The sequence below is a fragment of the Mesorhizobium sp. B2-4-6 genome, from assembly GCF_006442775.1.
In the GTDB taxonomy this organism is placed as follows: Bacteria; Pseudomonadota; Alphaproteobacteria; order Rhizobiales; family Rhizobiaceae; genus Mesorhizobium.
In genome coordinates, this window is the sequence record NZ_VFVI01000009.1 from 20,514 (window position 1) to 45,868 (window position 25,355).

Annotated in this window: 22 protein-coding genes and 1 pseudogene; 6 read left to right on the plus strand and 17 right to left on the minus strand. The window is 59.2% G+C overall.

Going from position 1 to position 25,355, the window contains the following annotated elements:
* Positions 1–83: 83 nt before the first annotated feature.
* The 6 genes from FJ957_RS21420 to FJ957_RS21445 are packed head-to-tail and all read right to left on the minus strand — an operon-like array spanning position 84 to position 6,696.
* Positions 84–899 carry an enoyl-CoA hydratase-related protein gene (locus FJ957_RS21420; RefSeq protein WP_140834841.1) on the minus strand — a complete coding sequence of 272 codons (816 nt, stop codon included), beginning with the start codon at positions 897–899 and terminating at the stop codon, positions 84–86.
* On the minus strand, positions 896–1,357 hold the full coding sequence (locus tag FJ957_RS21425) for a thioesterase family protein (protein WP_140834842.1): 462 nt from the start codon (positions 1,355–1,357) through the stop codon (positions 896–898). Before FJ957_RS21425 ends, FJ957_RS21420 begins: the two co-directional genes overlap by 4 nt.
* The gene (locus tag FJ957_RS21430) at positions 1,357–2,310 is read right to left on the minus strand and encodes a 3-hydroxyacyl-CoA dehydrogenase NAD-binding domain-containing protein (RefSeq protein WP_140834843.1); all 954 of its coding nucleotides are present in this window, start codon (positions 2,308–2,310) and stop codon (positions 1,357–1,359) included. Before FJ957_RS21430 ends, FJ957_RS21425 begins: the two co-directional genes overlap by 1 nt.
* Positions 2,307–4,388 carry an acetate--CoA ligase family protein gene (locus FJ957_RS21435; RefSeq protein WP_140834844.1) on the minus strand — a complete coding sequence of 694 codons (2,082 nt, stop codon included), beginning with the start codon at positions 4,386–4,388 and terminating at the stop codon, positions 2,307–2,309. The genes FJ957_RS21430 and FJ957_RS21435 overlap by 4 nt, the downstream gene beginning before the upstream one ends.
* The gene (locus FJ957_RS21440; RefSeq protein WP_140834845.1) at positions 4,385–5,500 is read right to left on the minus strand and encodes an acyl-CoA dehydrogenase family protein; all 1,116 of its coding nucleotides are present in this window, start codon (positions 5,498–5,500) and stop codon (positions 4,385–4,387) included. The genes FJ957_RS21435 and FJ957_RS21440 overlap by 4 nt, the downstream gene beginning before the upstream one ends.
* Positions 5,497–6,696, minus strand: coding sequence for an acyl-CoA dehydrogenase family protein (locus FJ957_RS21445; protein WP_181180652.1), 1,200 nt, complete (start codon positions 6,694–6,696; stop codon positions 5,497–5,499). Before FJ957_RS21445 ends, FJ957_RS21440 begins: the two co-directional genes overlap by 4 nt.
* A 105-nt stretch (positions 6,697–6,801) precedes the next feature.
* Between FJ957_RS21445 and FJ957_RS21450 the strand changes: the two genes are divergently transcribed.
* Entirely contained in the window at positions 6,802–7,704 is a 903-nt protein-coding gene (locus FJ957_RS21450; RefSeq protein ID WP_140834847.1) for a LysR family transcriptional regulator, read from the plus strand.
* Positions 7,705–7,712: 8 nt separating this feature from the next.
* Here FJ957_RS21450 and FJ957_RS21455 read toward each other — a convergent pair whose 3' ends face one another.
* From FJ957_RS21455 to FJ957_RS21505, 11 genes and pseudogenes are all read right to left on the minus strand, one after another.
* On the minus strand, positions 7,713–8,414 hold the full coding sequence (locus tag FJ957_RS21455; RefSeq protein ID WP_140834848.1) for an amino acid ABC transporter permease: 702 nt from the start codon (positions 8,412–8,414) through the stop codon (positions 7,713–7,715).
* 2 nt (positions 8,415–8,416) lie between these two features.
* Complete coding sequence (locus tag FJ957_RS21460; protein ID WP_246685925.1) at positions 8,417–9,103, minus strand: ABC transporter permease subunit; 687 nt, start codon at positions 9,101–9,103, stop codon at positions 8,417–8,419.
* Between the two features lie 13 nt (positions 9,104–9,116).
* Positions 9,117–9,896, minus strand: a complete 780-nt coding sequence (locus FJ957_RS21465; RefSeq protein ID WP_181180653.1) for a transporter substrate-binding domain-containing protein — start codon at positions 9,894–9,896, stop codon at positions 9,117–9,119.
* 43 nt (positions 9,897–9,939) lie between these two features.
* Positions 9,940–10,734 carry an amino acid ABC transporter ATP-binding protein gene (locus FJ957_RS21470; protein WP_140834851.1) on the minus strand — a complete coding sequence of 265 codons (795 nt, stop codon included), beginning with the start codon at positions 10,732–10,734 and terminating at the stop codon, positions 9,940–9,942.
* Positions 10,735–10,971: 237 nt separating this feature from the next.
* Positions 10,972–11,904: a 3-keto-5-aminohexanoate cleavage protein gene (locus FJ957_RS21475; protein ID WP_348642567.1), complete on the minus strand. Its 933-nt coding sequence runs from the start codon at positions 11,902–11,904 to the stop codon at positions 10,972–10,974.
* A 324-nt stretch (positions 11,905–12,228) separates the two neighbouring features.
* Positions 12,229–13,155 carry a LysR substrate-binding domain-containing protein gene (locus tag FJ957_RS21480; RefSeq protein WP_140834852.1) on the minus strand — a complete coding sequence of 309 codons (927 nt, stop codon included), beginning with the start codon at positions 13,153–13,155 and terminating at the stop codon, positions 12,229–12,231.
* Positions 13,156–13,174: 19 nt separating this feature from the next.
* A complete protein-coding gene (locus FJ957_RS21485) occupies positions 13,175–13,846 on the minus strand; it encodes a 3-oxoacid CoA-transferase subunit B (protein WP_140834853.1) in 672 nt (223 codons plus the stop codon).
* A pseudogene (locus FJ957_RS21490) lies at positions 13,846–14,567 on the minus strand (CoA transferase subunit A). Before FJ957_RS21490 ends, FJ957_RS21485 begins: the two are co-directional and overlap by 1 nt.
* A gap of 56 nt (positions 14,568–14,623) precedes the next feature.
* Complete coding sequence (locus FJ957_RS21495) at positions 14,624–15,424, minus strand: 3-hydroxybutyrate dehydrogenase (RefSeq protein ID WP_140834854.1); 801 nt, start codon at positions 15,422–15,424, stop codon at positions 14,624–14,626.
* Between the two features lie 10 nt (positions 15,425–15,434).
* Positions 15,435–17,681 carry a CoA transferase gene (locus tag FJ957_RS21500; protein WP_140834855.1) on the minus strand — a complete coding sequence of 749 codons (2,247 nt, stop codon included), beginning with the start codon at positions 17,679–17,681 and terminating at the stop codon, positions 15,435–15,437.
* 46 nt (positions 17,682–17,727) lie between these two features.
* Complete coding sequence (locus tag FJ957_RS21505; protein ID WP_181180655.1) at positions 17,728–19,149, minus strand: amidase; 1,422 nt, start codon at positions 19,147–19,149, stop codon at positions 17,728–17,730.
* Between FJ957_RS21505 and FJ957_RS21510 the strand changes: the two genes are divergently transcribed.
* The 5 genes from FJ957_RS21510 to FJ957_RS21535 all read left to right on the plus strand — a co-directional run bounded on the left by FJ957_RS21510 (position 19,115) and on the right by FJ957_RS21535 (position 25,215).
* Entirely contained in the window at positions 19,115–20,344 is a 1,230-nt protein-coding gene (locus FJ957_RS21510) for a LacI family DNA-binding transcriptional regulator (protein ID WP_181180656.1), read from the plus strand. The two genes, FJ957_RS21505 and FJ957_RS21510, sit on opposite strands and share 35 nt — an antisense overlap.
* Before the next feature lie 849 nt (positions 20,345–21,193).
* A complete protein-coding gene (locus FJ957_RS21520) occupies positions 21,194–22,240 on the plus strand; it encodes an extracellular solute-binding protein (RefSeq protein WP_140834858.1) in 1,047 nt (348 codons plus the stop codon).
* A 10-nt stretch (positions 22,241–22,250) separates the two neighbouring features.
* Positions 22,251–23,162 carry an ABC transporter permease gene (locus FJ957_RS21525; protein ID WP_140834859.1) on the plus strand — a complete coding sequence of 304 codons (912 nt, stop codon included), beginning with the start codon at positions 22,251–22,253 and terminating at the stop codon, positions 23,160–23,162.
* Between the two features lie 65 nt (positions 23,163–23,227).
* The gene (locus tag FJ957_RS21530) at positions 23,228–23,953 is read left to right on the plus strand and encodes an ABC transporter permease (protein WP_181180657.1); all 726 of its coding nucleotides are present in this window, start codon (positions 23,228–23,230) and stop codon (positions 23,951–23,953) included.
* A 563-nt stretch (positions 23,954–24,516) separates the two neighbouring features.
* On the plus strand, positions 24,517–25,215 hold the full coding sequence (locus FJ957_RS21535; RefSeq protein WP_281407690.1) for a M24 family metallopeptidase: 699 nt from the start codon (positions 24,517–24,519) through the stop codon (positions 25,213–25,215).
* Positions 25,216–25,355 lie beyond the last annotated feature (140 nt).

Consider the following 25,355-nt stretch of genomic DNA (forward strand, 5'->3'; position numbering starts at 1 on the left):
ATGGGGAAAGCGACAGACGTAACAATATGATCTTTTCTATCATATTTGTAATCAGAGCTTACAGAAATGAGCGGAAGTGGACCCTAAGAACCGCTCCAGTTCGGTGCTCGCTTTTCTGCAAAGGCCCGAGCCCCTTCAAGAAAATCATCTGACTTCGACATGCGCTCGTACATAGCTAACCCACTACGCCCGGGTTTGGTCACGCCAAGGGCTTCCACAACCGACATAGACTCGGTATGGCGCAGAACTTCCTTCAGCGCCTGTAGCGCAAGTGGTGCACCATTCGCAATTTGCGCTGCATAGGCTCTGGCTGCGTCACGCAAGGCTTCCTGCGGGTGAAGTTCATGGACAAGACCCCAACCGCGTGCCTCCTCGGCCGATACGCGTCGTCCGCTCAACAGCATCTCGACAGCTGCATTGTAGGGAATCTTGCGGGGCAGCCGCTGTACGGCGCCTGCGTCGGCCAGGAAGCCGCGCTGCATCTCCGGCAGTTGAAAGAAAGCGTTTTCGGAGGCCATGATCACGTCACAGGCGAGCGCTATCTCAAATCCGCCCCCGATGGCTGCGCCATTCACGGCCGCGATCACCGGCTTGAGCAGAGCGTGATATTCGACGATGCCCGCGAATCCACCCTCTCCGTGTCCAAGCTCCGGGTGGTTGTCGAGTTTGGGATCAAATCCTGGTTCGGCCACCTCCTTTAGATCCCACCCGGCGGAAAATATACGCTCGCCCGCTCCGATAATCAGTCCCACGCGAAGGTTTGGATCGTCCTGCAGCATCTTCAGCCCGATGTGCAGCGCCCGGCTTGTCGCGCGATTGATCGCGTTTGCCGGCGGGCGGTTCAACGTGATTTCAAGAACGGGTCCCAGTCTTTGCGCGATAACCGTTGTGTCGGTCATGCGATGGTCCTCATCCGTTTGAGGGGGAGTTCGGCCTGTACGCCGTCCAGCTTGGATGACCGCGTGTCTAGCGCCGCGCGTGTCCCTGGACCGAAGGCCATCGAACGACGCGTCGTCAAGTCAAACGCCAGGTTGACGGTCTCGACGGTGCAGACTACGTGACTGTCGCGGCTTAGCCGATGGAGAAGCTGATAACGTTTGTCGTCGTGGGCAAGAAGCGCCGTTTCGAGCGTCACCACCTCACCCAGGCGAAGCTCGCCGAGGTACCGGACATGGATTTCGAGCAGGACATACTCGGTGCCGTGCCTCTCCTTGAAGCCGAGTCCCCCAGAGACAGCCGTCCAGAACACCTCGCCTCCCTTCTCGGCAACGCGCTGGTAGGCAAGGAAATTGACATGGTCGAGTTCATCGAGCCAGTCGCTCTCGACCTGTCCCTGCCAGGTGATTTCCCACGCCATCAGTGGTTGACCAGCGCATTGCGGATACTGGCGACACCCTCATCACGCAGGGTTTGCAGTTGCTTCTGCCCACCGTGGCCAAACGTCGCGACGACCTCGTCGGCATAGCGTTTCATCAGCGCGTCATCCGGATTGAAATCGCCCGGCGCTGTGTAGCCGCTGTTCAATTCGCACAGTAGGAGGGAAACAAATTCCTGATAGAGGGTCGGGTCGCGCGCGCCCAGGAAAAACACCGCCGATGGACCCAAGGCTGCCCATCGTATCGCCGGTCCAGCCTTGACGGCGCGGTCGAGCGTGGCGAGGTCCGCAACGCCCTTGGACCACATATAGAGGATTTCCTTGAACACCGCGAACTGGATGCGGTTGCCGATGTAGCCGTCGATCTCGCGATCCAGTTCGACCACTTCACAGCCGGTGGCGTTGTAGAATGCCGTGGCTACGGTTGCCGCCTTGATGGCGTTGTCGCCGCCAGCGATTTCCACCAGCGGGATCAGGAACGGGGGATTGAATGGATGGCCGATAATAATCCGCTCGCCATGCTTGGCTCGGCGCCGAATGTCCTGCGCCAGGAAGCCCGACGAACTGGAGGCGATGACAACGTGCCGCGGCAGGATGGCGTCTATCTGGCCGAGAAGTTCTGTCTTCGCGTCACGGTCCTCGATGGCGCTTTCCTGCACGAAATGGGCGCCGGCGAGTGCTTCGCCGAGATTTGAAGTGAAGTGCAGCCGATCGGATGAAGCACCCGGGGCAAGGCCGAGCGTCCGCAAGGTCGGCATGGCCGCGTCCAGATAATTTCGGAGGTAGCTTTCGCGTTCCGGCATCGGATCGTAGACGACCACATCAAGTCCCGCTCGTATGAAATGCGCGGCCCAACCCGCACCGATCAGACCGCCTCCCACGCACACGATGCGCTTAATGTCACTGACGTCCACCACCGGCGGTTTCAAATTCATCTTGGGTCATCCATGGAGTTGGCAGGAAGGATCACCGCATCAACCGCGGTGGAGCCATAGGGCGTGGCAATGAGAGGGTTCACGTCGATCTCGCAGATGCGCTCGGGAAAGGCGGCCACCAGCACCGACAGCTCGCTCACCGCCTTCGCCACGGCGTGCCGATCGATGCCGGGTTTGCCCCGAAGAGGATCGAGCAGCGGGCTGACGCGGAGCGACGCGATCATGGCAAGAGCCTCGGCCTCGCTGACCGGGGCGAGTGCGAAGCGGCGATCCGACAGGATTTCCGCGGCTGTTCCGCCGGCGCCCACCATGACGATCGGCCCGAAAACCGGATCGACCAGCGCGCCAAGGGCAAGCTCGATTCCGCCGCGAACCATAGGCGCCACGAGCGCGCGCGGCCCGAGGCGATGGGCAAGATCATCATAGGCCGCGCGGACCGCCGGCCCGTCGCGCAGGTCGAGGACAACGCCGTCGGCCTCGGTCTTGTGGAGGAGGGCTTCAGCACTTTTCAGGACGACCGGCATACCGAATTCGGCCGCCGCGCGTTCGGCCTGCTCGGCCGACACCACCAAGTGTCGGTCGACGGTTGGAAGGCCGGCGAGCGCCAGAATGTCGAGTGCGGCATTCTCGTCGGCGGGGCGAAGGGCATCGAGCGCGGAAGCGATCCGCTGTCGCGTCTCGGCGGGCATGGGCTCAACCTGCGGCCACGAAGGACGGTCGCGCCATGCAAACAAATGGGCGAGTGCCGTCAGCGATGTCTCGAGCCCGTCGAGCACTCTCAGTCCGGCCTGTTCCATTCGCAAGATCCTGGCAGGCGAAAAGTGCCTCGTCGAAAAGCTGGCGGCAAGAATGGGCTTGCTTGCCCGTTTTGCCGCGGCTACGGCGCCGTCGGCCATCCGGGTGGGAAAGGTGTCATCGTCGGAAACGCCGAATTCGGTCAGCACCAGCCCGATTGCACTGTCGGGATCTTCAAGGGCCGCCGTCAGGCAGTCAGAAACGTGGCGGGGCAGGTCTTCCTCACCGCCCCACATGTCGAGCGGGTTTTGCGGCTCGAGATCGGCGGCGAGGATTGCGCGCAATCGCGCCTCTGTCAGCGGTGAGAAGTTGGAGAGCGGTACGCCCTCGCGCTTGGCGACGTCGATGGTCATGGCGCGTTGCGCGCCTGAATCGGTGACGACGCAAAGGCCTCCAGGGCCGAGATGCAGACCGGCCGACATTAGCCGCAACGTGCACCAGAACTGGTCCAGCGATGCTGTGGCGATAACGCCGTGGCGCCGGAAGACAGCCTCCAGCCCGGCCGTGCTGCCAGCCAGACGCCTTGCATGCGTGGCGATCGCGATGGCCGCCAGCGGGCTTCTCCCGGGGGCCAGCACGACAACGGGGATACCTCCGCGCTCCGCCTCGGCCAGCCCCTCCAGAAAGCGGGATGGATCGGCGACCGTTTCAAGGTAGATCCCGACCACCCGCGTTTCTGGCATTGCGAGCGCATGGATCAGCGCGTCAGAGAGCGTCACGCCGGCTTCGCGGCCAGGCTGGACGGTAAGGCTGAAAGAGAGCCTTGGATCGACGGCATTCGCATAGGAGAACAGGGCGCCCGACTGCAAAATCAGCGCTATCGAGCCGGATGTGCGCTGGCCCTCCGGCGGAGCGATCCAGGTGGAGAGGGATTTCCCCGCATAGTTCACGAAGCCGACGGAATTCGGACCAAGCAAAGCCACGCCGTGTTCAGCAGCCATGCGACCGAGAGCATCGCAGTCTCCCGTGTCGAGATCGCCCAGCACGTGCAGTGCCTTGGCACCTGCCTCGATCGCCGCGGCCGCATCCGCGAGGATACGAGCCGACCCGCTCGCGATAACGGCAAGGTCGACCGTCTCGGGAAGTGCGGCGGCATCCGGCAGGCACGGTATGCCCAGGATGGTGTCGTAGCGCGGAGTGATCGGATAGAGCCTTGGCGCGGGCCCGAGCAAAGAAGCCGCCGCAATGATATCGCATCCTGGTCGCCCGGGCCGTGCGCTCGCGCCAAAGATCGCAATCGAGCGAGGCCGAAACAGCGGTCTCAAGTCGGGGGCGGGGCTCATGATGCCCCGTCCAGCAGGGCGGCGAGGCGAGCGAGATGCCAATCGGCATCGCCATTGCCAAGATCGATCAGCGTCAGCCGGGCGAGCAGGCGCCCGAGCGGATAGTCCATTGTCATGCCGATCGCACCATGAAGGTGCACGGCCTCCTGTGCGACACGACGGCCAGACGGGCCGACATGCGCCTTGGCTGCCGAGACGCGTGTTGCGCGGTCGATCGGGGAGACGGTGGGCGCCAGCGCCGTTGCGGCGTCGACGGCCATCGACCATGCCGTCTCACACGCGGCATACATATCGGCCATCCGGTGCTGCAAGGCCTGCTGGCGTGACAGTGGCGCCCCGAACTGCTGGCGCGTCTTGAGGTAGCCGACCGTCATGTCCAGGCAGGCATCCATCGCCCCGGCCGCCTCGGCCAATGACAGGGCGGCGAGCGCGTCGAGCGCATGGTTCAACGCCTCGGTGGCATCGTCCTCGTCAAGCCGGGCGGTGGCTGGAAGCGCGACATTTGTCAGCATCACATCGGCGGCCTGCTGGCCATCCGCGGTGCGGCAGGGGACCATTGCCACGCCAATGGCGTCGCGAGGGATGAAGAACACGCTGGTCGAGCCAAGGCAGTTCGCCGAAACGAGCAGCCCTCCCGATTGCGCGGCCCAGCGAACCGCCAATTTCAGCCCGGTGATGCGCCATCCATCCCCATCGCGGACCGCCTTGGTCGAGACCGGATGTCGATCCCAGCCTTGATCCGCCTCGGTCCAGGCGATGGCCAGCGGCGCGCCCCCGGCGGCGGCCACTTTTATCAGCTCCGTCAACACGGGATTGACGGGCAGGCGTGACAAGAGCGCGGCCGGGCCGCAGATACCGTCGAGGAACGGCACCGCCACGCCGCAACGGCCAAGCGGTTCGAGAACGATCGCGGCGTCCGAAAGGCCGCCGCCAAGCCCGCCCTGGGCTTCGTCCAGTGGGACGGAAAGGAACGAAAGGTCAGCCAATGCCGCCCACACCGCTTCATATGGGGTCGGCGCGCTTGAAGTCGGCGCCAGTCCATCTTTCAGGCGCCGCGTTACCGCGTCTCGCACAGCCAGTTCCGTTTCGTCCAGTGCAAGGTTGCGGATCATAACTGCAGCACCGCCTTTACCAGGATGTTGCGCTGCACTTCGTTCGTGCCGCCATAAATCATCGTTTTGCGATAGTTGAAGTGGGACCGCAGGGCGTACCGGCCTTCCGGCGGCGCAACGGGACCTGCCGGGGCGGCCAAATCGTCGATGTGATAGGCGATTGCCGGTCCGACCAGATCGGCTGCGGCAGTCAGAATTTCATTCTGCACCTCGGTGCCGCGCAACTTTAGCAGCGCCGCCTCGGCGCCAAGGGCATCGCCGCCTTGCATGAGGAAGCGAAGTTCGGTCCGTTCCACGGATCGCAACGCCACCTGAAGCTCGGCCAGCCGTCTTGCGACATGTGGATCGTCGATCAACCGTCCACCGTTCCTTGGCGATCGATTGCAGAAACGTCGTAGCCGATCAAGGGAAGCCAGGGAGCGTGACACCTCGGCATTGCCAAATCGCTCGGCTGCCAGCAGGTCCTTAGCGATTGCCCAGCCAGCGCCTTCGGATCCTATGCGCTGTGAAGAGGGGACACGGACGCCGTCGAAGAAGACCTGATTGATCTCGATGCCTGTGCCGTCGAAGGTCTGTATCGGACGAACCGAGACGCCGGGGCTTTTCATGTCGAGCAGCAGGAGGGTGATCCCTTCCTGCTTGCGGTCGGCTGTCGCGGTGCGAAAAAGCCCGAACATCCAGTCTGCAATGTGACCTTCCGAGGTCCACATTTTGTGGCCATTTATGATATAGGTATCGCCGTCGGCTCGCGCGGAGCACTGAAGACTGGCGAGATCCGAGCCGGCATTGGTCTCCGAAAATCCCTGGCACCAAAAGACGTCGCCCTCAAGGATCGGAGGCAGGTAGCAAGCTTGCTGTTCGTGCGATCCATGAGCGATCAACAAAGGGCCCAGCATTGTAACGCCGTAGAGCATCGGGCGCGGCGCGGCGGCGAGCGCGAGTTCACGTTCGAGAACATAGCGTTCCGCGTCGGTGAGGCCCGGCCCGCCATGGCTCGCGGGCCACCCAGCACAAGCCAATCCCTCGGCCCGCAGGATCTTGTGCCAGCGCCGCTGGTCCTCCTTGTCGAGGTCCATACGCTCCGTCTCGCCGGCGGCTCGTATTTCGGGCGGCAGGGCTTGCCGCAGAAACGCCCGAACGCGCGTCCGAAAGGCAAGGGTGCTCTCGTCAAGCAGGGAAATATCCAGGTCTTTCATTGTGTGAGCCGCGACCTCTTTGTTCTGACCGAGGTCTAGCATTGCGATCCGCAGGAGACTGTTGGCACTTGCTGTCCGACATGTGAATTCGATACACATGTCGAGATGAAGATGCCGCCCATTCAGTCGATACGCGCGTTTGAAGCAGTCGCTCGCCTGGGCAGCGTCACGGCCGCCGCCGAAGAGCTGTTCGTTTCCCATTCCGCGATCAGCCACCAGATCCACAAGTTGGAAGACTGGTTCGCCATCCCGCTGATGGAGCGCCATGGCCGCGGCATAAGGCTCACGGATGCGGGGGAGCGTTACAAGATCAGCGTTTGCCAAGCCTTCAAGCTGATTCACGCCGAGACCGATCTTTTGAAACGGCAAAGAAATGCCACACAGGTGCGCGTTTCCAGCCTGCCCATGTTCGCTGTGTCGTGGCTGATGACGCAGATGCACGAGTTCTGGGCCAAGCACCCCGACATTCAGGTTGCCTTGCACTATTCGCGCGGCACGATGCAGATCGACCCGGAGACGACCGACGTCGCGATCCGATACGGGCGGCCGGGCGATTTCCCAGGGTTTATCGCCATGCCGTTGCTCGAGGGCTCGGCAATTCCAGTTGCCTCGCCGCTCTATCTGGAGCGCACGGGCTACCGCTCCCTCAAGGATTTCGAGAAGCTGAATCTGCTTCACGACGATGATCGGGATTACTGGACCATGTGGCTTAAACAGGCGGGGCTCAACCTCGGCCTTGCGGAAAGCGGTCCGCTTTTGCCTGATGGAAACCTGACCCTCGCCGCGACAATGGCGGGCGAGGGTGTGGGGCTGCTTCGTCGGGCAGTCATCGCGTCTCAGCTTCGCAGCCGGACATTGGTGCCGCTGTCGGACGTGTCGATCCAGGACGATCTGCATTACCTTGTGCTTACGCCGCAGACCCGCTCTGTTTCCCGAAGCGCCTTGATCTTCTTGCAGTGGCTGCAATCCCTGCCAGGCTCGATCCGACTGGGCGTGCCGCGGGCGTGACAAAGTTCTCAGCGCGGCGTTTCCTGCCGCCCGCTCACACGCAGCCGTAACTGCATCCGAGCAACCGTCCAATCGATGCCTGCGACGAGCAGGAGATAGAACGCGCCGACAACCAACAGCGGCGTAAAGGGGTCGAGATAGAGATTTCCGACCACCGCCGGCCCACCCATCAAATCGTGCACAGTGATCACGCTGGCGATAGCCGAGGCTTTCATGACGGCAACCGTCTCATTGCCGAGATTTCCGAGTATCGCACGCAACGCAATCGGCCCTTCAATGCGTCGGAAGCACTGCCATCCACTCATCCCAACGGCGCGCCCTGCCTCGATCAAGCCACGTCTGACACTGAGCATGCCGCCGCGCACGATTTCAGCCAAATAGGCCGAATTGTTGAGCGACATTACGAAGATAGCGGTTCGGAACGGCGAAATGAGTACGAAATTCCAAAACCACGTACCGCGCAGCCATGCGATCCTGGGAAGACCATAATAGAACAGGAAGAGTAGCATTAGCAGTGGTATTCCGCGCAGCACAAACACGTACGCGCCGGCGAGTACCGAGACGGCTCGATTGCCGTGGACGCGGGCCACGGCCACGCCGGTTCCCAGCGCAAGCCCGATTATCATGCTGGCGATCGTCAAGGTGACTGTCACGAGCAGGCCGGCCAATATGGCTGCCCACAGCTGCGGTTCAAAGAGAATGTCAGCCATGGTCAAGCTCCCACCGCGCCCCGCGCCCGGCTTTCAATCCACGCTTGTATGAGCCCAGCGGTCGCCGAGATGCAGAGATAGAGGACGGCGGCGACGGCGTAGCAAAGGAGAGGCTCCCGTGTGGAACCGGCAATGACGCTGGTGCGGCGGCTCAATTCCTCCACGCCGATGACCGAGGCGAGCGCTGAGATCTTCAACAGAACGAGAAACAGATTTCCCAGCGAAGGTGTTGCCTGACGCAGCAATATAGGCAAGATTATGCGGCGTCGAATCCGTGCTTTGGTCATGCCAACAGCATAGCCGGCCTCTATTAGGCCTGTTGGGAATACACGAAGCCAGTCCGCGAATACAATGCCCGCATAGGCACCAAACTGGACCGCAAGGGCAAGCGCCGCCGCCAAGAATGGGCTTGGACTGGGCAAATAGACACCCGTGACCGAATTGAGATGCTGGAGCAGAATACTGGAGCCAAAATAGAAAGCGAAGATGACCAGCAGTTCCGGCAGCCCCCTGAAAACCGCCAGGTAGGATCGTGCGAGCCAGGTCACCAGCCTATGCTCCGACACATTGGCGAACGCAACAGCAAGACCTACGGCAAGGGCGATGGGAAACACCGCCGCCGCGAGCCCAAGAGTGACCAGCGCCCCGACCGACCAAAAGCCGAGAAATGGCGAGACCGTTTCATACATATCCAAGGGCAGACTATTCGGTCTTGAGTCGCATGCCGAAATACTTCATCGCCAAATCGTCGAACACCGGCTTTGACATCACACCCTTCAGGCCGGTGTCGATCTTTGCAATGAGTTCGGACGAACCCTTTCTGAAGATCCAGGAGCGACCTGCGCCAGTCCATTTGGCATCGAAGCTCGGCTCGGCCACGTATTTGTACTTACCTGTCCCTATGAATTGGCCCTGCAACTGAAAGCTGTCGCTCATGAAAGCGGCGATGCGGCCCGAGTCCAAGTCGAGAACGGCTGCATCCGGGCTCTGGTAGCCCCGAATATCCGCATTCTCACCGATCATGCCGCGGATGAATTTGTAGTATGGTTCCGTACCCGTAATGGTGCCCACGGCCTGGCCTTTCAAAGCCTCGTAACCACCTGAAATATCGGCACTTGCCGGGACGATAAAGCCGTAGCCTACGCGCATGATCGTCATGCTGGCATCGTACTTCGCTAGGCGCTCCGAGCTTTTGGTTACCGTCGTACCCACCATGTCAATCTTGCCCGCCTCCAGGGCGGCGAAGATGCCGTCCCACGGCACGTTCGTGATGTCGCAGGTCGCCTTGATCTCCTCGCAGACCGTCTTGGCGAGTTCGACCTCGAATCCGGCCAGATTGCCTTGCTCGTCGACATAGGCAAACGGACGATAGGAGGCGTCTATGCCGATCTTGATCGGCTCCTGCGCGAAACCGGGTGAGGCCGAGGTGACCGACAACGCCGCGACGAACGCAAGGCCCTTGAGTGCTTTCAGTGGTTTCATTTCAGTTCTCCTCTTTTTATATTGTTGTGATTTTGGTCTTGGATCATCCTGAATAACGCGCCAGGAAGCTTCGCAGCCGCAGTGATTGTGGCGACCCAAACACATCGTCCGGTCGTCCGCGTTCGGTGATTTCGCCGTTGGAAAGGAAGAGCGTTTCCGACGAGACCTCGCGCGCGAACTGCATCTCATGCGTGACGATGATCATCGTGCGGCCTTCGGCGGCGAGCGCCTTCATTACTCCCAGAACCTCGCCGACGAGTTCGGGATCGAGGGCCGAGGTTGGCTCGTCGAACAGGATGACATCCGGCTCCATGGCAAGCGCCCGGGCAATCGCGACACGCTGCTGCTGGCCACCGGAGAGTTCTGCGGGATACGCACCCGCCTTTGCGCCAAGGCCAACCTTATCGAGGTAGTATTTTCCCTTTGACTCGGCTTCCCGCGCGGCAAGCCCACGAGCATGAATCGGCCCTTCGGTTATGTTGCCCAGTGCCGTCCGATGCGGCCAAAGATTGAATGCCTGAAAAACCATTCCAACGCGTTGTCGAAGCCGGACCAGCCGCGCCCGTTCATGTGCCGTCCGTCTGGCTTTGCCGGAGCTTTGAAAAACCTCGTTACCGACGATGACCTGGCCCGAAGTCGGTTCTTCAAGGAAGTTCAGACAGCGTATGAACGTACTTTTACCCGACCCAGAACTGCCAATAAGGGTCACAACGTCGCCCGTTGCGGCGGCTAGATCGACCCCTTTGAGAACTTCATGGCTGCCGAACGACTTGCGAATAGCCTTCGCTTGGATCAGTGCGTGCTGGTGTTGCGGCCGGCGGTCGGGTTTTCCGATCATCTAGCTGCCCTGCTCCCTTTCGCTCCCAACGCTTTCACAATTGCTGCTTATGGACGATTGAAAAAAGGCGAGCGATTTGTAACTTTGGTGCACATGTCCGCCCTAAATTCACCACAAGAACTATCTTTCCCCGTGCGGCGTTTCGTTGGAAAGCCTCAACAAGGGGCGTAAGATGGTATTTGGCTGACAGCTAAGTCGCCCGGACGCCAGTGAGCAGTTCTAACAGGTTCAAACGCCCTACGGCCTAGTGGCTAAGCGAAGCTTTTGGCGTGTCTCGGCGGACGAGAGCACGCGCGCACCCATCCGCTCGATGACTTCTTTTGCCCTAGTAACCAGCTGCGCGTTGGTTGCCAGAACGCCCTTGTCCAAGAAGAGATTGTCTTCCAATCCAACGCGCACATTGCCACCCATCAAGACCGCCTGCACGGCCATCGGAATCTGTAGTGACCCAAGCCCGAAGGCAGCCCAGATCGCGCCGGGTGGAAGCGCGTTTCTCATCGCCATCATCGCCTCGGACGTTGCTGGAGCGCCGTATTTGATGCCTAGGCACAACTGGAAAACGGCCGGCTCGTCGATAAGCCCTTCCCTGATGAGTTGCTTGGCAAGTTCGATATGCCCCAGCTCAAAAACCTCGAGCTCCGGACATACGCGTGCCTCACGATAGCCGGTGCACATCTGGCGCAACCAGCTAGGTGTTGTCGCGTACAGCGTTTCGTCGAAGTTAAGCGAACCTGTGTCGAGACTGGCGAGCTCAGGGCGCAGCTCGATAATGTGCGCCATTCGATCTTGCGGTCCAACAAAGTCCGTGGCTGCCATCGGCGGGAGAGGTCGATCTGGCTGGCTAAACAGGATCTCACCACCCATTCCACCTGTGAGGTTGAGGATCACGTCAGTGCTTCGCTCGCGGATGATCGCGACGAGTTCGCGATACAATCCAGGATCTCGGCTTCCGAGGCTGGTCCTGGGATCACGAACGTGAAGATGCACAATCGCCGCGCCTGCAGAATGCGCTTCTAACGCCGAGTCAGCTATTTGCTGTGGTGTCACCGGAACATGTGGACTACGCCCGGCGGTATCGCCGCCGCCAGTCACTGCGCACGTTATGAAAACTTCTCTATTCATGGTGCCACCGTTGCATTCGTGAAGTGCGTGGTCGTTGCAGCGCTCCATACCAAGCGACAGGAAGGCAGAACAATTGAATACGGATAGTGATATGTGAATATGAATCACAAGCGGCACAGACAAATCACGGGCTATAAACACGCTTCTTGTGATAGAAAACGTTTGGGTTGTCCGAGGCGCTTTTGGACCTTGCCCAGCTTTTCGGCAGAGATGATGGGCTCATGGAACCGCTTTGGATGCTATTTTTTGAGAATGAGGCCCTTCCAGGGACCATAGCTCGATCCTATCAGACATCCACTATGCTACAGTTGTCCCGCCTATCGGTAGCGGTTCCCTGGGCGAACCGATTTGCTGCGATGATTAAGTCCGCGTTTACAACGGGCTTGTAGTTCTGTTCGAATTTGCTTGAGATGGGTCGGATAGAAGTGTCTTAGGTGAACATGTGCCAACGAACCATTTGGTAAAGGTGGTTACCGCCCTGTTTTGCTCGCTGGAGCTGACCAAGTAGTAGGCATCATTCTCCTGGGTCGATATGTTCGAGAGGATGACCAGGTCGCCTTGAACGATTTCACGCCGGAAGACCTCTATTGGGCATAGAGCGATGCCGTGACCGGCTATGACGGCAGTTGCGAGCAGATTAAAGTCCTCATAGACCGGGCCGTTCGATAGTGTCTTGGGGCGAAAGCCAGCCTTGTTGAACCAGTCCTGCCAGGCGTCAGTTGTTTGGTCGTGGAGAAGGCGCGCCCCATCCAATCCGTTGTCAAGTAGGTCGGGCTTCCGTTGGAGGTACCCTGGGCTCGCCACCGGTTTGTTTACGCGGGAGAACAACTTTGCGCTCAGCAGTCCAGCAGTCGTAATGCGCAGATATGTAATCAAAACATCGTAGCGCTCGGGGTCGAATTCTTCGAGGGCATGCGCGTAGGATACCTGCACGGGGATGTCTGCGTGTTTGCGCATAAAGTCTGGCAACGCAGGCACCAGCCATCGGGTGGCAATGGATGGGATACACGCGACAGATATTGCCTTCTTCTCATGGCCACGTCGTAACTTTTGACTGGACCTGGATATTTCGGCGAGTGCAGCATCCACAGCCTGCTGGAATTCCCGCCCGGCTGGCGTCAGGACGATGCCACGTCCAGCCCGCTGGAAAAGCTTTCTACCAAACCAACTCTCTAGCCTCTTGATCTGGCTGCTGACCGCGGCGTGCGTTACATGCAACTCCTCGCCAGCTCGCGAAATATTAGATAGGCGGGCGGCAACTTGAAATGCGTGGAGTGTATTTAGAGGAGGTAGAAGCATCTATACTCTCCACCAAACTTCAGCATCCGGCTGGCATCGTTGCAGGTGAACTAAGCGCGATAGAAAATTCTGCTTCCGTTTTTGCCCGGATCTCATCCACTGTCACGCCCTCCGCCAAACCTGTGAGGGTCATGTTGACCGCGCCGCGTTTTTGGATTTCGAAAATACCTAGATCGGTTATGACGAGATCCGCCACGCGCCTACCGGTCAGAGGAAGTGTGCATTCGGATAACAACTTTGGATGGCCCTTGGCCACGTGTTCCATGACGACGACAACCCGCTTGACACCCGCCACTAAATCCATCGCGCCACCCATGCCTTTGACCATGTGACCAGGGATCATCCAGTTCGCCAAATCGCCGTTCGAGGCAACCTGCATCGCTCCGAGGATAGAAAGGTCAATATGGCCGCCTCTGATCATCGCGAAACTATCTGCACTCGAAAAATAGCTGGTCGACGGAAGCTCCGTGATTGTTTGTTTCCCGGCATTGATCAGATCCGCGTCTTCTTCGCCTTCGAATGGAAAGGGGCCCATGCCCAGCATGCCATTCTCGCTCTGCAAATTTACGCTCATGCCTGCGGGGATGAAATTTGCAACGAGCGTCGGTATACCGATGCCGAGATTTACGTAGTATCCCTCCCGCAATTCCTGAGCCGCCCGGGCTGCCATCTGTTCTCGCGTCCAGGCCATTATGCCACCGCTTCCACAGTTGCGGTCCGCACGCGTGTTGTCCTTTGCTCGATGTGTTTTGTTGGCGTCGCGACCTGAATGATTGCCGAGACAAAAATTCCCGGCGTGTGGATCTGGTCGGGCTCCAATTCACCGATCCGGACAAGGTGCTCGACCTCAGCAATGGTAACCTTGGCCGCCGTGGCCATCACTGGATTGAAATTGCGCGCGGTCTTTCGGTAGACGAGGTTGCCTTCAGCATCGCCCTTGTAAGCGTGGACCAGCGCAAGATCGGCGACAAGGCTGCGTTCCATCACATAAGTCTCACCTTCAAATTCCTGCGTCGGCTTCCCCTCCGCGACGCAGGTGCCAACGCCGGTCTTGGTAAAAAATGCGGGAATGCCCGCGCCACCAGCGCGGATACGCTCTGCAAGTGTTCCCTGTGGATTGAATTCGAGTTCAAGCTCACCCGACATGTACAGCTGCGCGAAGAGCTTATTCTCTCCGACATAAGAGGAGATCATTTTGCGGATCTGACGCGTTTGGAGCAGCCGGCCGAGACCGAGATCATCGATGCCGCATTGTTTGAGATGAACGTCAGGTCTCCGCGCCCGGACAGCCGCTCGGCTTCGATCAAGGTTTCCGGAATACCGCAAAGCCCGAAGCCGCCGGCCATAATAACCATCCCGTCACTGATGATTTCAGCCAGTGCTTCAACGGCTGTCGAGCGAATTTTATTCACCTATTCCTCCCAAGTATTAGATTGTGCCGGATTGAAGCGTGATGTTGTCGACCATTTCAAACTACAATGCTTGCGCCGTCGACCGGCAGCGCCACGCCGGTGATTGACCGCGCGGCCTCGCTGCATAAGAACAACATCGCAGCTGCAATCTCTTCAGTCTCCACAAAACGTTTCGTCGGAAGGTCACGAACGAAATGCTCGCGCACAGTGTCGTCAAAACTCAACCCGAGGGCTGCAGCCTTCGCCTCGACTTGTCGGCGCACCAGCGGCGTGAGCACCCAACCTGGACAGATCGCATTGCAAGTTATGCCCAGCTCCGCTCCTTCCAACGCGATTTCGCGGGTTAGCCCGAGTACGCCATGCTTGGCCGACACGTAGGCCGCCTTGCGCGGTTCTGCGATCATTGCGAGCGTCGATGCAGTATTGATGATCCGCCCCCACCGGCGATCGCGCATTCCCGGCCATGCCGCGCGAATCGCGGTAAATGCCGCCGTCAGATTTACAGCAATTAACCGATGCCATTCGGCGTCAGGAAAGTCTTGAATGTCAGCAACATACTGAATGCCGGCGTTGTTAATGAGGATATCGACGCGCCCCATGGCCGCGATCACTTCGGGTACAAGGTTGGCGCCTTGCTCGTGGGCCGAAAGATCATGTCCAAAGTGCCGCGCAGCCACGCCCAAGTCGCCGATCTCGTCAAGAATCGTTGCAATGTCGGCGGGGTCGCCCAAACCGTGTAGCGCAATCGAAGCGCCGTTTCGCGCAAGCACGCGCGCTGTCTCCAACCCCATGCCGCTGGTTGACCCGGTGATGAGTGCGATCTTGCCCTGCAGGGGTACGGAGATATCGACGGCCATGGTGTTCCTTTCAATCAGGCAAGAATTGGTTGTGGCTCGGCCAGCTTTCGGCGGCGGCGCCGGAGGCGAGCAGGCTCGAAATCTGGTCTTCGTTCATCCCGAACCGTGCCAGGGCGGCGCGAGTATCAGCACCGTACTTGCTCGGATGGCCGGGCGTGACGAGAGGCGCTTCCTTGAAGGAGATGGCGCACTGCGTAACCAGTTCGATCGGCAAGCCCGCCGGGTGATCCATATGGCGAACAAAACCTACGTCGGTCGGCCCCTCCGTTCCCGCCAGGGCAAGTCGTGTGCGCAGATTGGCGTAGCGTGCCAAAGGCTCGCGTTTGCCACTTGGGGCGACGTAGGTGTCTCCTTCGATATGTCCAGCAGGGGTTGATGCGGCAGGATTGGAACTCTCTAGGTCCGGTGCGGCTCCCTCTGTCGCGCTGGTCCACAAAAATGGCATCTGCACGGCGGCAGCGCCAGCTGCCAATGAGGTGCCCACCTGCCCGCCGGTACCTGTTGCCATTGCACCGATCAACCCCGCCACGGCCGCCGCAGCTCCCCAGACACCGGTCGCGACATCGATCGTGCCGTAGTGCGCGTATTCCTCGGGTGGGGCGTCCTTGGGCTGGAGTCGTTGCATAACGCCGGTAGCGGCCTGCAACACTTCGTCCACCCCTTTTCGCTCTGCCTCCGGGGCTGCGATCGGGCCGCCGAAGGCGCTGACCTGTGCGAGAACTATTGACGGGTTCAGCCGGGTCAGACGGTCGATTCCTAGGCCCAAGGCGTCGATTTGCCTCTGAGGACCGTTGAAAGTGACAAGCTCGGCAGACGTAACCATATCGGCGAAAGCATGCTGCCCTTCGCTGCTTGCAAGATCCAGAAGCATGCTAGCCTTGCCGCGTGCCGACTGCAGCGACAGCACCACTGTGATGAACGGATCGAAATCAACGCGGGTTGGGTCAATCTTTATGACTTCTGCCCCGAAGCGGGTGAGACATCCAGCAACCGTCGGTCCAGCGATTACGTTGCACAGGTCCAAGACTGTCACTCCAGATAATGATGGTTTCAGCCCACCCGGAGCAGGTGCGGGCACACGCCATGCTTCTGCGCGCCATGACAGGCCGGCGCTGCCTACAATCTCGCGCGGTCTTGGAGCCATGCCACTGCCTGCCCAGGCAAAGGGGCCGGGGCAGGCCATCAACCCAGCCAAAGGATCGTTCAGACTAATGGCAAGGCCCGTAGCGCGAGCTTGGTGTGAGGCCAGCCATGCGGCACTGGACTGCACGCGACTGCCGCATAGGCCATGCGCTACAAACTGCTCCTCCCAATATGCCACCGGACGTGCGCGCACAGCGTCCGCAATGCCGGCTCGGATACGGTTGCGCCACCGCGGCGCAAGTTGCGGGTAGGCAAAGATCGAACCTTCCACGCTATCTGTCCAATCGCGAGTGGACACATAAGAGTCATCGTTCGGCAAGCCAGCAGCCAGCAGATCGTCCCAAAGCCCGAAGAGCCGCAACTCGCGTTCGATCATTCCGCGATGAGGAGGTGTCGCTATATAGAACCAAACGTCGTCGGCGCAGAGGAATGCGCGATACATGGGATCAATCAATGCCTGGATCTGCGACTCCGGCAAAGGTAGGGTGGCGTCGGCAACCGCGCCGCGCGGGTCTGCATAGCGAGATGGAAGACCATCAATTTTCACGTGATTGTAGGAGAATCCTTCCATGAGGGCGCCGAAAAGCGAAACCTCGACTGCGTCGCCGCGCCCCGAAACCTGCCGCCCGAAAACGCTAGCCAGAATGCCCAGCGTCCCGAAGGCAGCCGCGTATGCCGAGGCGATGGGCATCTGCACAATTGCGGGTCCCAGACCCCGCAGGCGGTTACTCGGACCGCGTTCGGCCAGTATCCCGGCCGCAGCGAGCACCGTGCCTTCGTCCGCTGCTTTGCCTGCAAATCGTGGATCCTGCGTAGGAAAGGCTGGGAGGGACAGTACAATGGCGGTTGACTGTAATGTGCGCGCAAGGCCACAGGGCGCGGTGCCGGGCGCAATTACCACATCTGCCTGGCGCGCCAGTTCATGCAACGTATCATGGTCAGCGTCGAAATCGACCACCCGCTTGCCCCGCTCAAGCGCGGCGGAAAATGGATGGTCGGCGGGAGTGCCGCAGCAGACCACGTCGGCTCCAAGATCGGCCAGCGCCAATCCGACCATCTGCGGTGCCAAAGCCTTGCCGAATTGAAGTACTCGCAGTCCAGCTAGGGGGGTCATTGGATGCCTTTGAAGAGATCGTGCTGGGTCTCTGCACAGTTCGCGTTCAGGTCAGCCACACCAAGGTTGCCAATTCGGGGGGCCAGGTATGCGGGTAGGCACGTTCAATGGCACGGGCGACGCGCAGAGCGACATCCTCGCGATGCGGATGGGTTGTTATGTGAAGGCCGATCGGAAGCGCGTCGCTTGAAAGCCCCGCTGGAACGCTGAGGGCCGGACACCATGGCACCCAGTTGAAGACGGAGGTCATGTCGAGCCCGCGCTTTCGGCCATTTGCTGTCAGGGTGTGGTAACTGGCGTCGTCCTCGTCGACACCCACTGCGGGGCGGGTCATCGTAGGGCTTAAAAGGACGTCATACTCGCTGAACAGGTTAGCTAGGACGTCCCATTGACGCTTGCGCAACAGATCAAGCTTCTTGATGGACACAGCGCCATAGGAGCGACCCTTGGCGACTGTCGCGGCAAGCCGGGCATCCGCCAACGTCCCGATGCTGTCGAGGGCGTCACCGAAGAACGTGGCGAGATAGACGCGCCAGTGCCTCACCCAACCGTCTGCTATGGAACGATCCCAGGCTAGTCGAGGACGCGAGACATTCGCCCCCACTCTTCCAAGAAAGCTTGCAGCTTGTTCAAGTCTGTCTCGCACCTCGGGCTCGATGATGAAGAAACCAAGGTCATCCGTGACTGCGATCCTTAGCTCCCGCAGATCCAACTCCGACGGGAGATCGGGCAGCGGCGTCATGAGCGTCCTGGGATCTGCCCATGTGTCACCGCACAACGTCGGGAGGGCTCTCGCAAGATCGTCTACCGTTCGAGTTAATAGGCCCTGGTGCTGGATGTCATCGATAAAGGAGGGTTGATCATCCAATGGGAGGCGTCCGGCCGCCGGCTTGATGCCGACTACTCCAGGAAAGGATGCGGGAATGCGAACCGAGCCGCCCATGTCCGTGCCTTGAGCGATCGCCACACACCCCGTTGCCACTGCGACAGCCGACCCACCGGAGGATCCTCCGGGAGTTCGGTCTGGATTCCAAGCGTTTCGTGTAATGCCGTATAGCGGACTGTCGCAGAAGCTAGTGGCGGCAAACTCCGATAGCGTCGTCTTCCCCGGAATCAGCGCGTCGGCCTGCCGAAATCGTTTTACGATCTCAGCGTCTTCGTCGGCCACATTGTCGGCAAGTGCGAACGATCCGAAACGATTACCGAGCCCTGCGACGGGCGTGCAATCCTTTATTGCCGCCGGCACTCCAGCCAAAGCCCCTAACGATTCACCAAGTTCTCGCCGCCGGTCGATTTCATGAGCAGCCAGCAGGATGCCGTCAGCGCCGATTTCCGCAAAACAGTTTAAGGCCGCCTGCGCTTTGAAAGCGCGTTCGATGGCCGATTGCGCCATGTCTGCTGTCTTCACCTGTCCTGAGCTAAGGGCGGCCGTGATGGCCTTGATCGATGACCAGGGGCCAATTTCCAAGCGCAAGTCTTCCTCTCCCTTTACTCTGGCTGAATGGGACGAAATCACTCTTTGGCTTCCGCCAATTGGAGCCGGTTGCGGTGCCAACGGCCCAACAAGTGTGGTGTCCCCTGTATCGGTTCGAACGATGCAGAAACGTTTCTTCAAAGAAAGCTCAGGCTCGACAGGATGTCAAGAGCCTGTTACCTCAACGGCCATGTCTGGAATTAAAAGAACAACGATCAGAGACGTGGCCGCCGCCGCGGGCGTTTCGGTAACCACTGTGTCGGATGCGCTTTCCGGAAAGGGGCGGCTGCCAGAAGAGACCCGCAAAAAGGTGCAGGCTGCGGCGGAGAAGTTGAGTTATCGACCAAGCGCGATCGCACTGGGGTTGCGCGAGCGTGGGCTTGGCCTGGTGGGCCTTTGCATCGCACCTGCAGGCGAGGCGATGCTTACTGATGTAGGATATTGGGCTACAATCGTGACCCGCATAAGTCAGACGGTTTTGTCAGAAGGGTTGGCGCCTGTTCTGCTGCCGCACAACGTTGACATGCTCGCTCGACTGAAGATCCCGCTCGACGGCGCCATCGTTATCGATCCGCTTGAAGGCGATTCAGTCCTGACCTTTTTCGAAAAAAAAAGGATTCGGTACGTTACGATCGGGCGTGACCTGCGTCGTGACAACAGGTCGTGGTTGGACGATGACAACGCGGACGGGGTTTCGCGTTTGCTCGAGCAGACGGTCGCGCCAGGAACGGCTGTTGCCTTCGTGACGATCGGTCCGAAGAAGAGCTACGTCGTTGACGCGCTGGACGGAGCAAAGCAATGGGCTTGTAGCAAGGGCTCTTCAGTTGAAGCCTATCATTGTGAGAACATTGACAGCCACAATGTCGAAGCGGCGCTCGGGCTGGCACTGGAAAGGGGCGCCACAGCCATAATTGCGCAACACGACCGACTTGCGCTTCGCCTCCTGGCGGCATTGAAGGCCCGCGGGATACAAGTCCCAAAAGACGTGCGGCTTTTGTCGGTGGTGGATACTCCGGAATTGGAACAAGCTTCTCCTTCGATCACCGCCGTCCGTCAGCACCCGCGCCAACTTGCCGACATGACCGCGCACGCGCTTATCGACCTGATCAGAGGCAAATCTGAGCTACAGGCGACGTTCCTGCCAATGGAAATCATGATCCGAGAGTCAGCGCCGATACGCATTGGATAGTCCCGATTTGCAATGACCTGCATCGCTTGGGGTCGTGGCATAGTTGGCGCGCCGCAGCGATCGACACGAATTCCACAATTGGATCTCACGACAACCTTCGTCCATAGGCGGTCTTGAAGACATCACGAGCACCGTAGGGACACCGGGCGATGGTGGATCGCAACAACCCTCCGATCTCCTCAGCTTTAGGCCCACCTATCCCGTACGCCACCGGTGTCACAAAAAGCCCTTGACAAAAGAGGGGAATTGAAGAAACGTTTCTGCAAGGCGAAATTGGTCGGTTTAGTCATCTCGTTTCGCAAAGTCAGGGAGAAGAAATGCCGATGGCTCGCAGTTCGATGCATACCGCCGCCGGCGTTCAATTCGTAGGTGTATCGAAATCGTACGGTGCACTTCCAGCAATAGCTGCGCTCGACCTTGACATTAGACCAAGGGAATTTCTTACCCTTCTCGGCCCAAGTGGGTCCGGCAAAACCACCGCCCCGACTGGAATACGGTTGATGCCAGGATTCGCGACATCGTCTATCTCGGCTCGCTCAGGAAAGTAGTTGCCGACCTTGCATCCGGCGGTAGCGCTACGGTCGTCTGCCAACCTGACGACGACATCCCGGCTAGTCCCGAAATCACCATAGGCTTTCCAGTCTCAGCCACGATGGTGGTGGCTGCGAAAGAACCGGGCGCAACTGAGCAACCCCTGCAATCAGACACTTATGTCCATGAGCAGATGTTCTAAATAAGACAAAGTCGTCAAGAAAAATTTAAGCGAAGTGAAATGAAAGGCAATTAGTTGCCTATTTGAAGAAACGATTCTTCAGATAGATGAAGAAGACAAAAGAAGGGTGAACTCAAATGGCATACAAAATTACCAGAAAAATGACTATGGGATATCTGGCCGCCATCGGCGGCGCCGTCATGAGCACTTGCGCCATGGCGCAATCATTGCCCGACCTGCACGGGAAGTCCTTTTCGTTCGCTGGGTTTGGCGGCGACCTGCAAAAGAATCAGGACGAGGCTTGGCTTAAGCCATTCGCTGCGGCGACAGGCGTCACAATCGACCAGACGGACTCGCCGAACATCGCCGCACTGAAGACCCAGCAGGAGGCGAACAACGTCGGCGTCGATGTCGTGGAGATCGAGTCCAGCACGGTCGACGGAGGCTGCGGATCGACCTTTCAGATGGTGAAGATTGATCGCTCCCAGTTGGATCCGGCGCTAGACCATAACAAGTGCGGCGTTCCTGTGGTCAAGTTCTCATTTGTGCTCGCATACAACTCCGCCAAATTTAAAGTCGCACCGACCAGCGTGGCGGATTTCTTTGACGTCAAGACGTTTCCAGGGGTGCGCGCGGCTCCAGGTGGCGCCGGCAATGTCGGCCTGATCGAGCCAGCTCTCCTGGCCGACGGTGTTGAGATGTCGAATATCTATCCGATCGATCTTGATCGAGCTGTCAAGAAGATCGAGTCCGTCAAGACTTCCATAGCGTTGAAGTCCACTTTCGCTACGCTCCAAGATGGCCTTGCGAACGGCGAATACGACATGGCTATCCTGCCCAATGGTCGGGCTTTCAACGCCACGAAGACCAATCCCGACATCAAAGTCGTTTTCAATGGGACCGTCACTCTTTACGACAACCTGGCCATCCCGACTGGAGCAAAGAATGTCGAGGCCGCGACGGCATTCCTGCAGTATGTAGCGCTGCACAGCACCCAATCCGCACTGACGGAACGCTTCCCGTATGGCATGGGCACGGTTGGTGATGCCCCGAAGCTGGATGACCAAGCCAAAGCCTTCTTCCCCGACACTTACGGCAAGCAGCTTCTGGTACAAGACAACAAATGGTGGCAGGGCAATGATCAGGCCGTCAACGATCGCTTGACCGCGCTGTTCGCACAGTAAGGAGTGGACAATGACCGAGAGCGGTAATCCTCCCTCCGGTATCTCGGTCGTGACAGCAACCGACCGTGCAAGCCGCCGGTTGCTGGCTACCAAGGATCGCTGGTGGCTCGTATCGGTGCCGGCGTTGCTCTTCCTTGTCGTTTTCTTTGTATACCCGACGACATTGATCCTTGTGAGGACTTTTACCTCCTTCAACCCGCCGGAGATCAGTGGATTCGACAACCTCGTATGGTTTCTTGGCAACGAGGCGAACCGAACCATTCTGTTGCGGACTTTCGTGGTCGCACTGCTTTGCACGGCGATCACCTGCGTCGTCGCCTTCCCCTATGCCTATCTAATGACCACCGTCGATCGGCGCTGGCGAACAGTGATGATGGGTGTGCTGCTCATCTCGATGTTCTTTGGCATCCTGTTGCGGAATTTTGCGTGGGTCGTGCTTCTGCAGATGCAAGGGCCTCTCAACGACCTGCTCGAATGGCTTGGCTTTGAGCGAATTCGGTTTCTTGGCACGACGACCGGCGTTTTGATGGGAATGACGCACATTCTCTTTCCCTTTATGGCCCTACCGCTTTTTGCGGTGCTGCGTGGCATCGACCGGCGCCTTGTCCTTGCTGCACAAAGTCTTGGTGCAACGCCGCTGCGTGCTTTCTGGCAAGTTTACATTCCGCTTGCTGCCCCTGGGATTTTCGCCGGTTCACTCCTTGTCTTCGTGCTGGCGCTCGGATTCTACATCACCCCTGCGGTGTTGGGTTCCCCCCAGCAGGCTTTGATGTCGCAGCTCATGTATTCACAGTTTCAAAGTCACGCCGCCTTTGGGCGTGCGGGCACCATGGCCCTGGTCTTGCTTGTCACGACGCTTGCCTTCGTCGCCATGGCGAATGCGTTTCAACGCCGGGGTCGGGCATATGAGGCTCCAAAATGATTGGATCAAAAAGCAACTGCGGAATTTCCCTTTCCCACCGCATACTCCACGCTGCAGTGGCTCTGATGGCGGTCTGGCTATTGCTGCCTTTGGCTATCATCGTGCCGATCAGTTTTAGCGGCGAAGACAGCTTCCGTTTTCCACCGCGAGTCTGGACCCTGGCGCGGTACGAAAACCTAGCTGATCCGATTTGGTATACGGCATTCCTGAATAGCTGCTGCATTGCGGTTCTGGTAGCCTTGGTGTCGGCGCTGCTCGGCGTCTTTGCGGCTTTCGGCATTACGCGCAGTCGATCATTCGTCACTTCTGTCCTGCGGGCGATGGTACTTGCCCCGCAGGTGGTGCCGATCATCGTTTTCGGTCTGGGTCTCTACCTCGTCTTTCTGCGATGGAACATCACCGGCACCATGCTCGGCTTTGTGGTTGCCCATACTGTGCTGGCGATCCCCTTCGTTGTGATCCCCGTTACTGCGGCGCTCGAGACCTTTGACCGCAGCCTGGAGAAGGCATCTGCCAGCCTCGGGGCCGGCCCGTTGGCGACGTTCCTTCAAATCACCTTTCCAATCATTCGCCCCGCCATCCTCAGCGGTACTTTCCTGGCCTTTCTTGCATCCTTCGACGAGCTGGTTCTGGCGCTCTTCCTGAAGTCGCCGTCCTTCTACACACTACCGGTCCTGCTCTACCGGCACATGACGGACTCGATCGATCCGACAGTCGCAGCCGTAGCAACCATCGAATTGGTCGTCGTCGGCAGTTGCGTAGTTCTGGCCTTAATCATGCAATCCCGCTGACCCGAGGCGAAAAAGCAAACCAGGCGAGTTCGGCAACGCACAACAGCCGGCGCCCGTCTCTAGCCATGGTGACGGCGGAGCTACAGTAAATCGGAGTTCTGGAAGAGATGACGCAAATTGTTGCGCGACCGACATGGCTGTCTCGCCCGCGAGATGAGGAATTCGCTGAAAGGCGCGCGCGCTTGAGGTTGCGCTTCGCGACGGCTTTGCCGGGCTGATTGTCTGGGGAAGAGGCTCGACGAATTCCGACGGCAGCCAGGATCTGCTCTACCTGACGAACCACATATCAGCCGTGAGTCAGATTCCAGACAGCCATGCCCACCGCGCCCGAGGGCACGCGGCTCTGGTTCTGGCTCCGGATCACGAGCCGGTTTTGATCACTGATTCCTATGACATCGACCGCGCCGAAGTGGTGTGCGCGACATCCGTCTGTCTACTTTCGTTGATCGAGACACTGCAAGGGTTGCTGCGGAACTTGGCCTCAGGGAAAAGCGGGTGGGCCTTGCAGGCCAGACAGGGCTACTCCATAGCGCCGCGGTCTGCATCGGTAGCGAGCTAGGACCATCGATCTTCTCCGCGAAGCCTCGCGGATCGGCTGCGAGTGGATGCAGGTGATGATGGAGGCGTCGCACCCCGGAGTGACAGAAGGTGAAATTGTGGGCGAGGGGCTGCGCTGGCTCGCGGCCTCAGGTGGATTTGCCTACGACGTTGCCGTGTCGAGCGGCGCCTATGTCCACCGTTACCGACATAGGCAGGCGCTGCCGACTTGGGATAGCCGCCGCCGAATAGAGGAAGGTGACATGATTCACTTCGATCTCTGGGGGCCGGTCGCCCATGGATACTATTGCGATTTGACTCGCTCGACAGTGGTTGGAGCGAAACCCGGTTCTTCCCAGCTCGCCGTGATCGAGGACTCGATCAACATTGTCGAAAGCATTATCGCCGAGGTCGAGCCTGGCCGTCGTCTGTCCGAACTTCACGCGGCCGGCACGAAAGCGGTTGCCAAGCGGGGTGGTGGAGATTCGAATGTCTCCGCCATGATACCGTTCTTTGGCCATTCGATGGGCCTCGATTGCGATACGCCATTTATCACTTCTTATGCTGAGGAGATCATTTCGCCAGGCATGGTGTTTGCAATCGAGTGCTTCCTCACCGGCAAGAGCGGGGAGGGGGCAGGATTCGAACATGTCATCCACGTCGGTGACAACTCAGTTGAGGTTCTTACTGCCCAGGCGCCGGCTCGCCCTTGGATGGTTAACTGATCTTAACCGCGACAGGTTGCGATCTCGATCGATCCTTCGAGATGGATGTGTATCTCAGCTTTGGGAAGTGTCTGAAATTGCGCTGGAGTCATCTTCCGCTCCTACGATCCGGACTATTTGGAATCAGATGACGGTCCGGC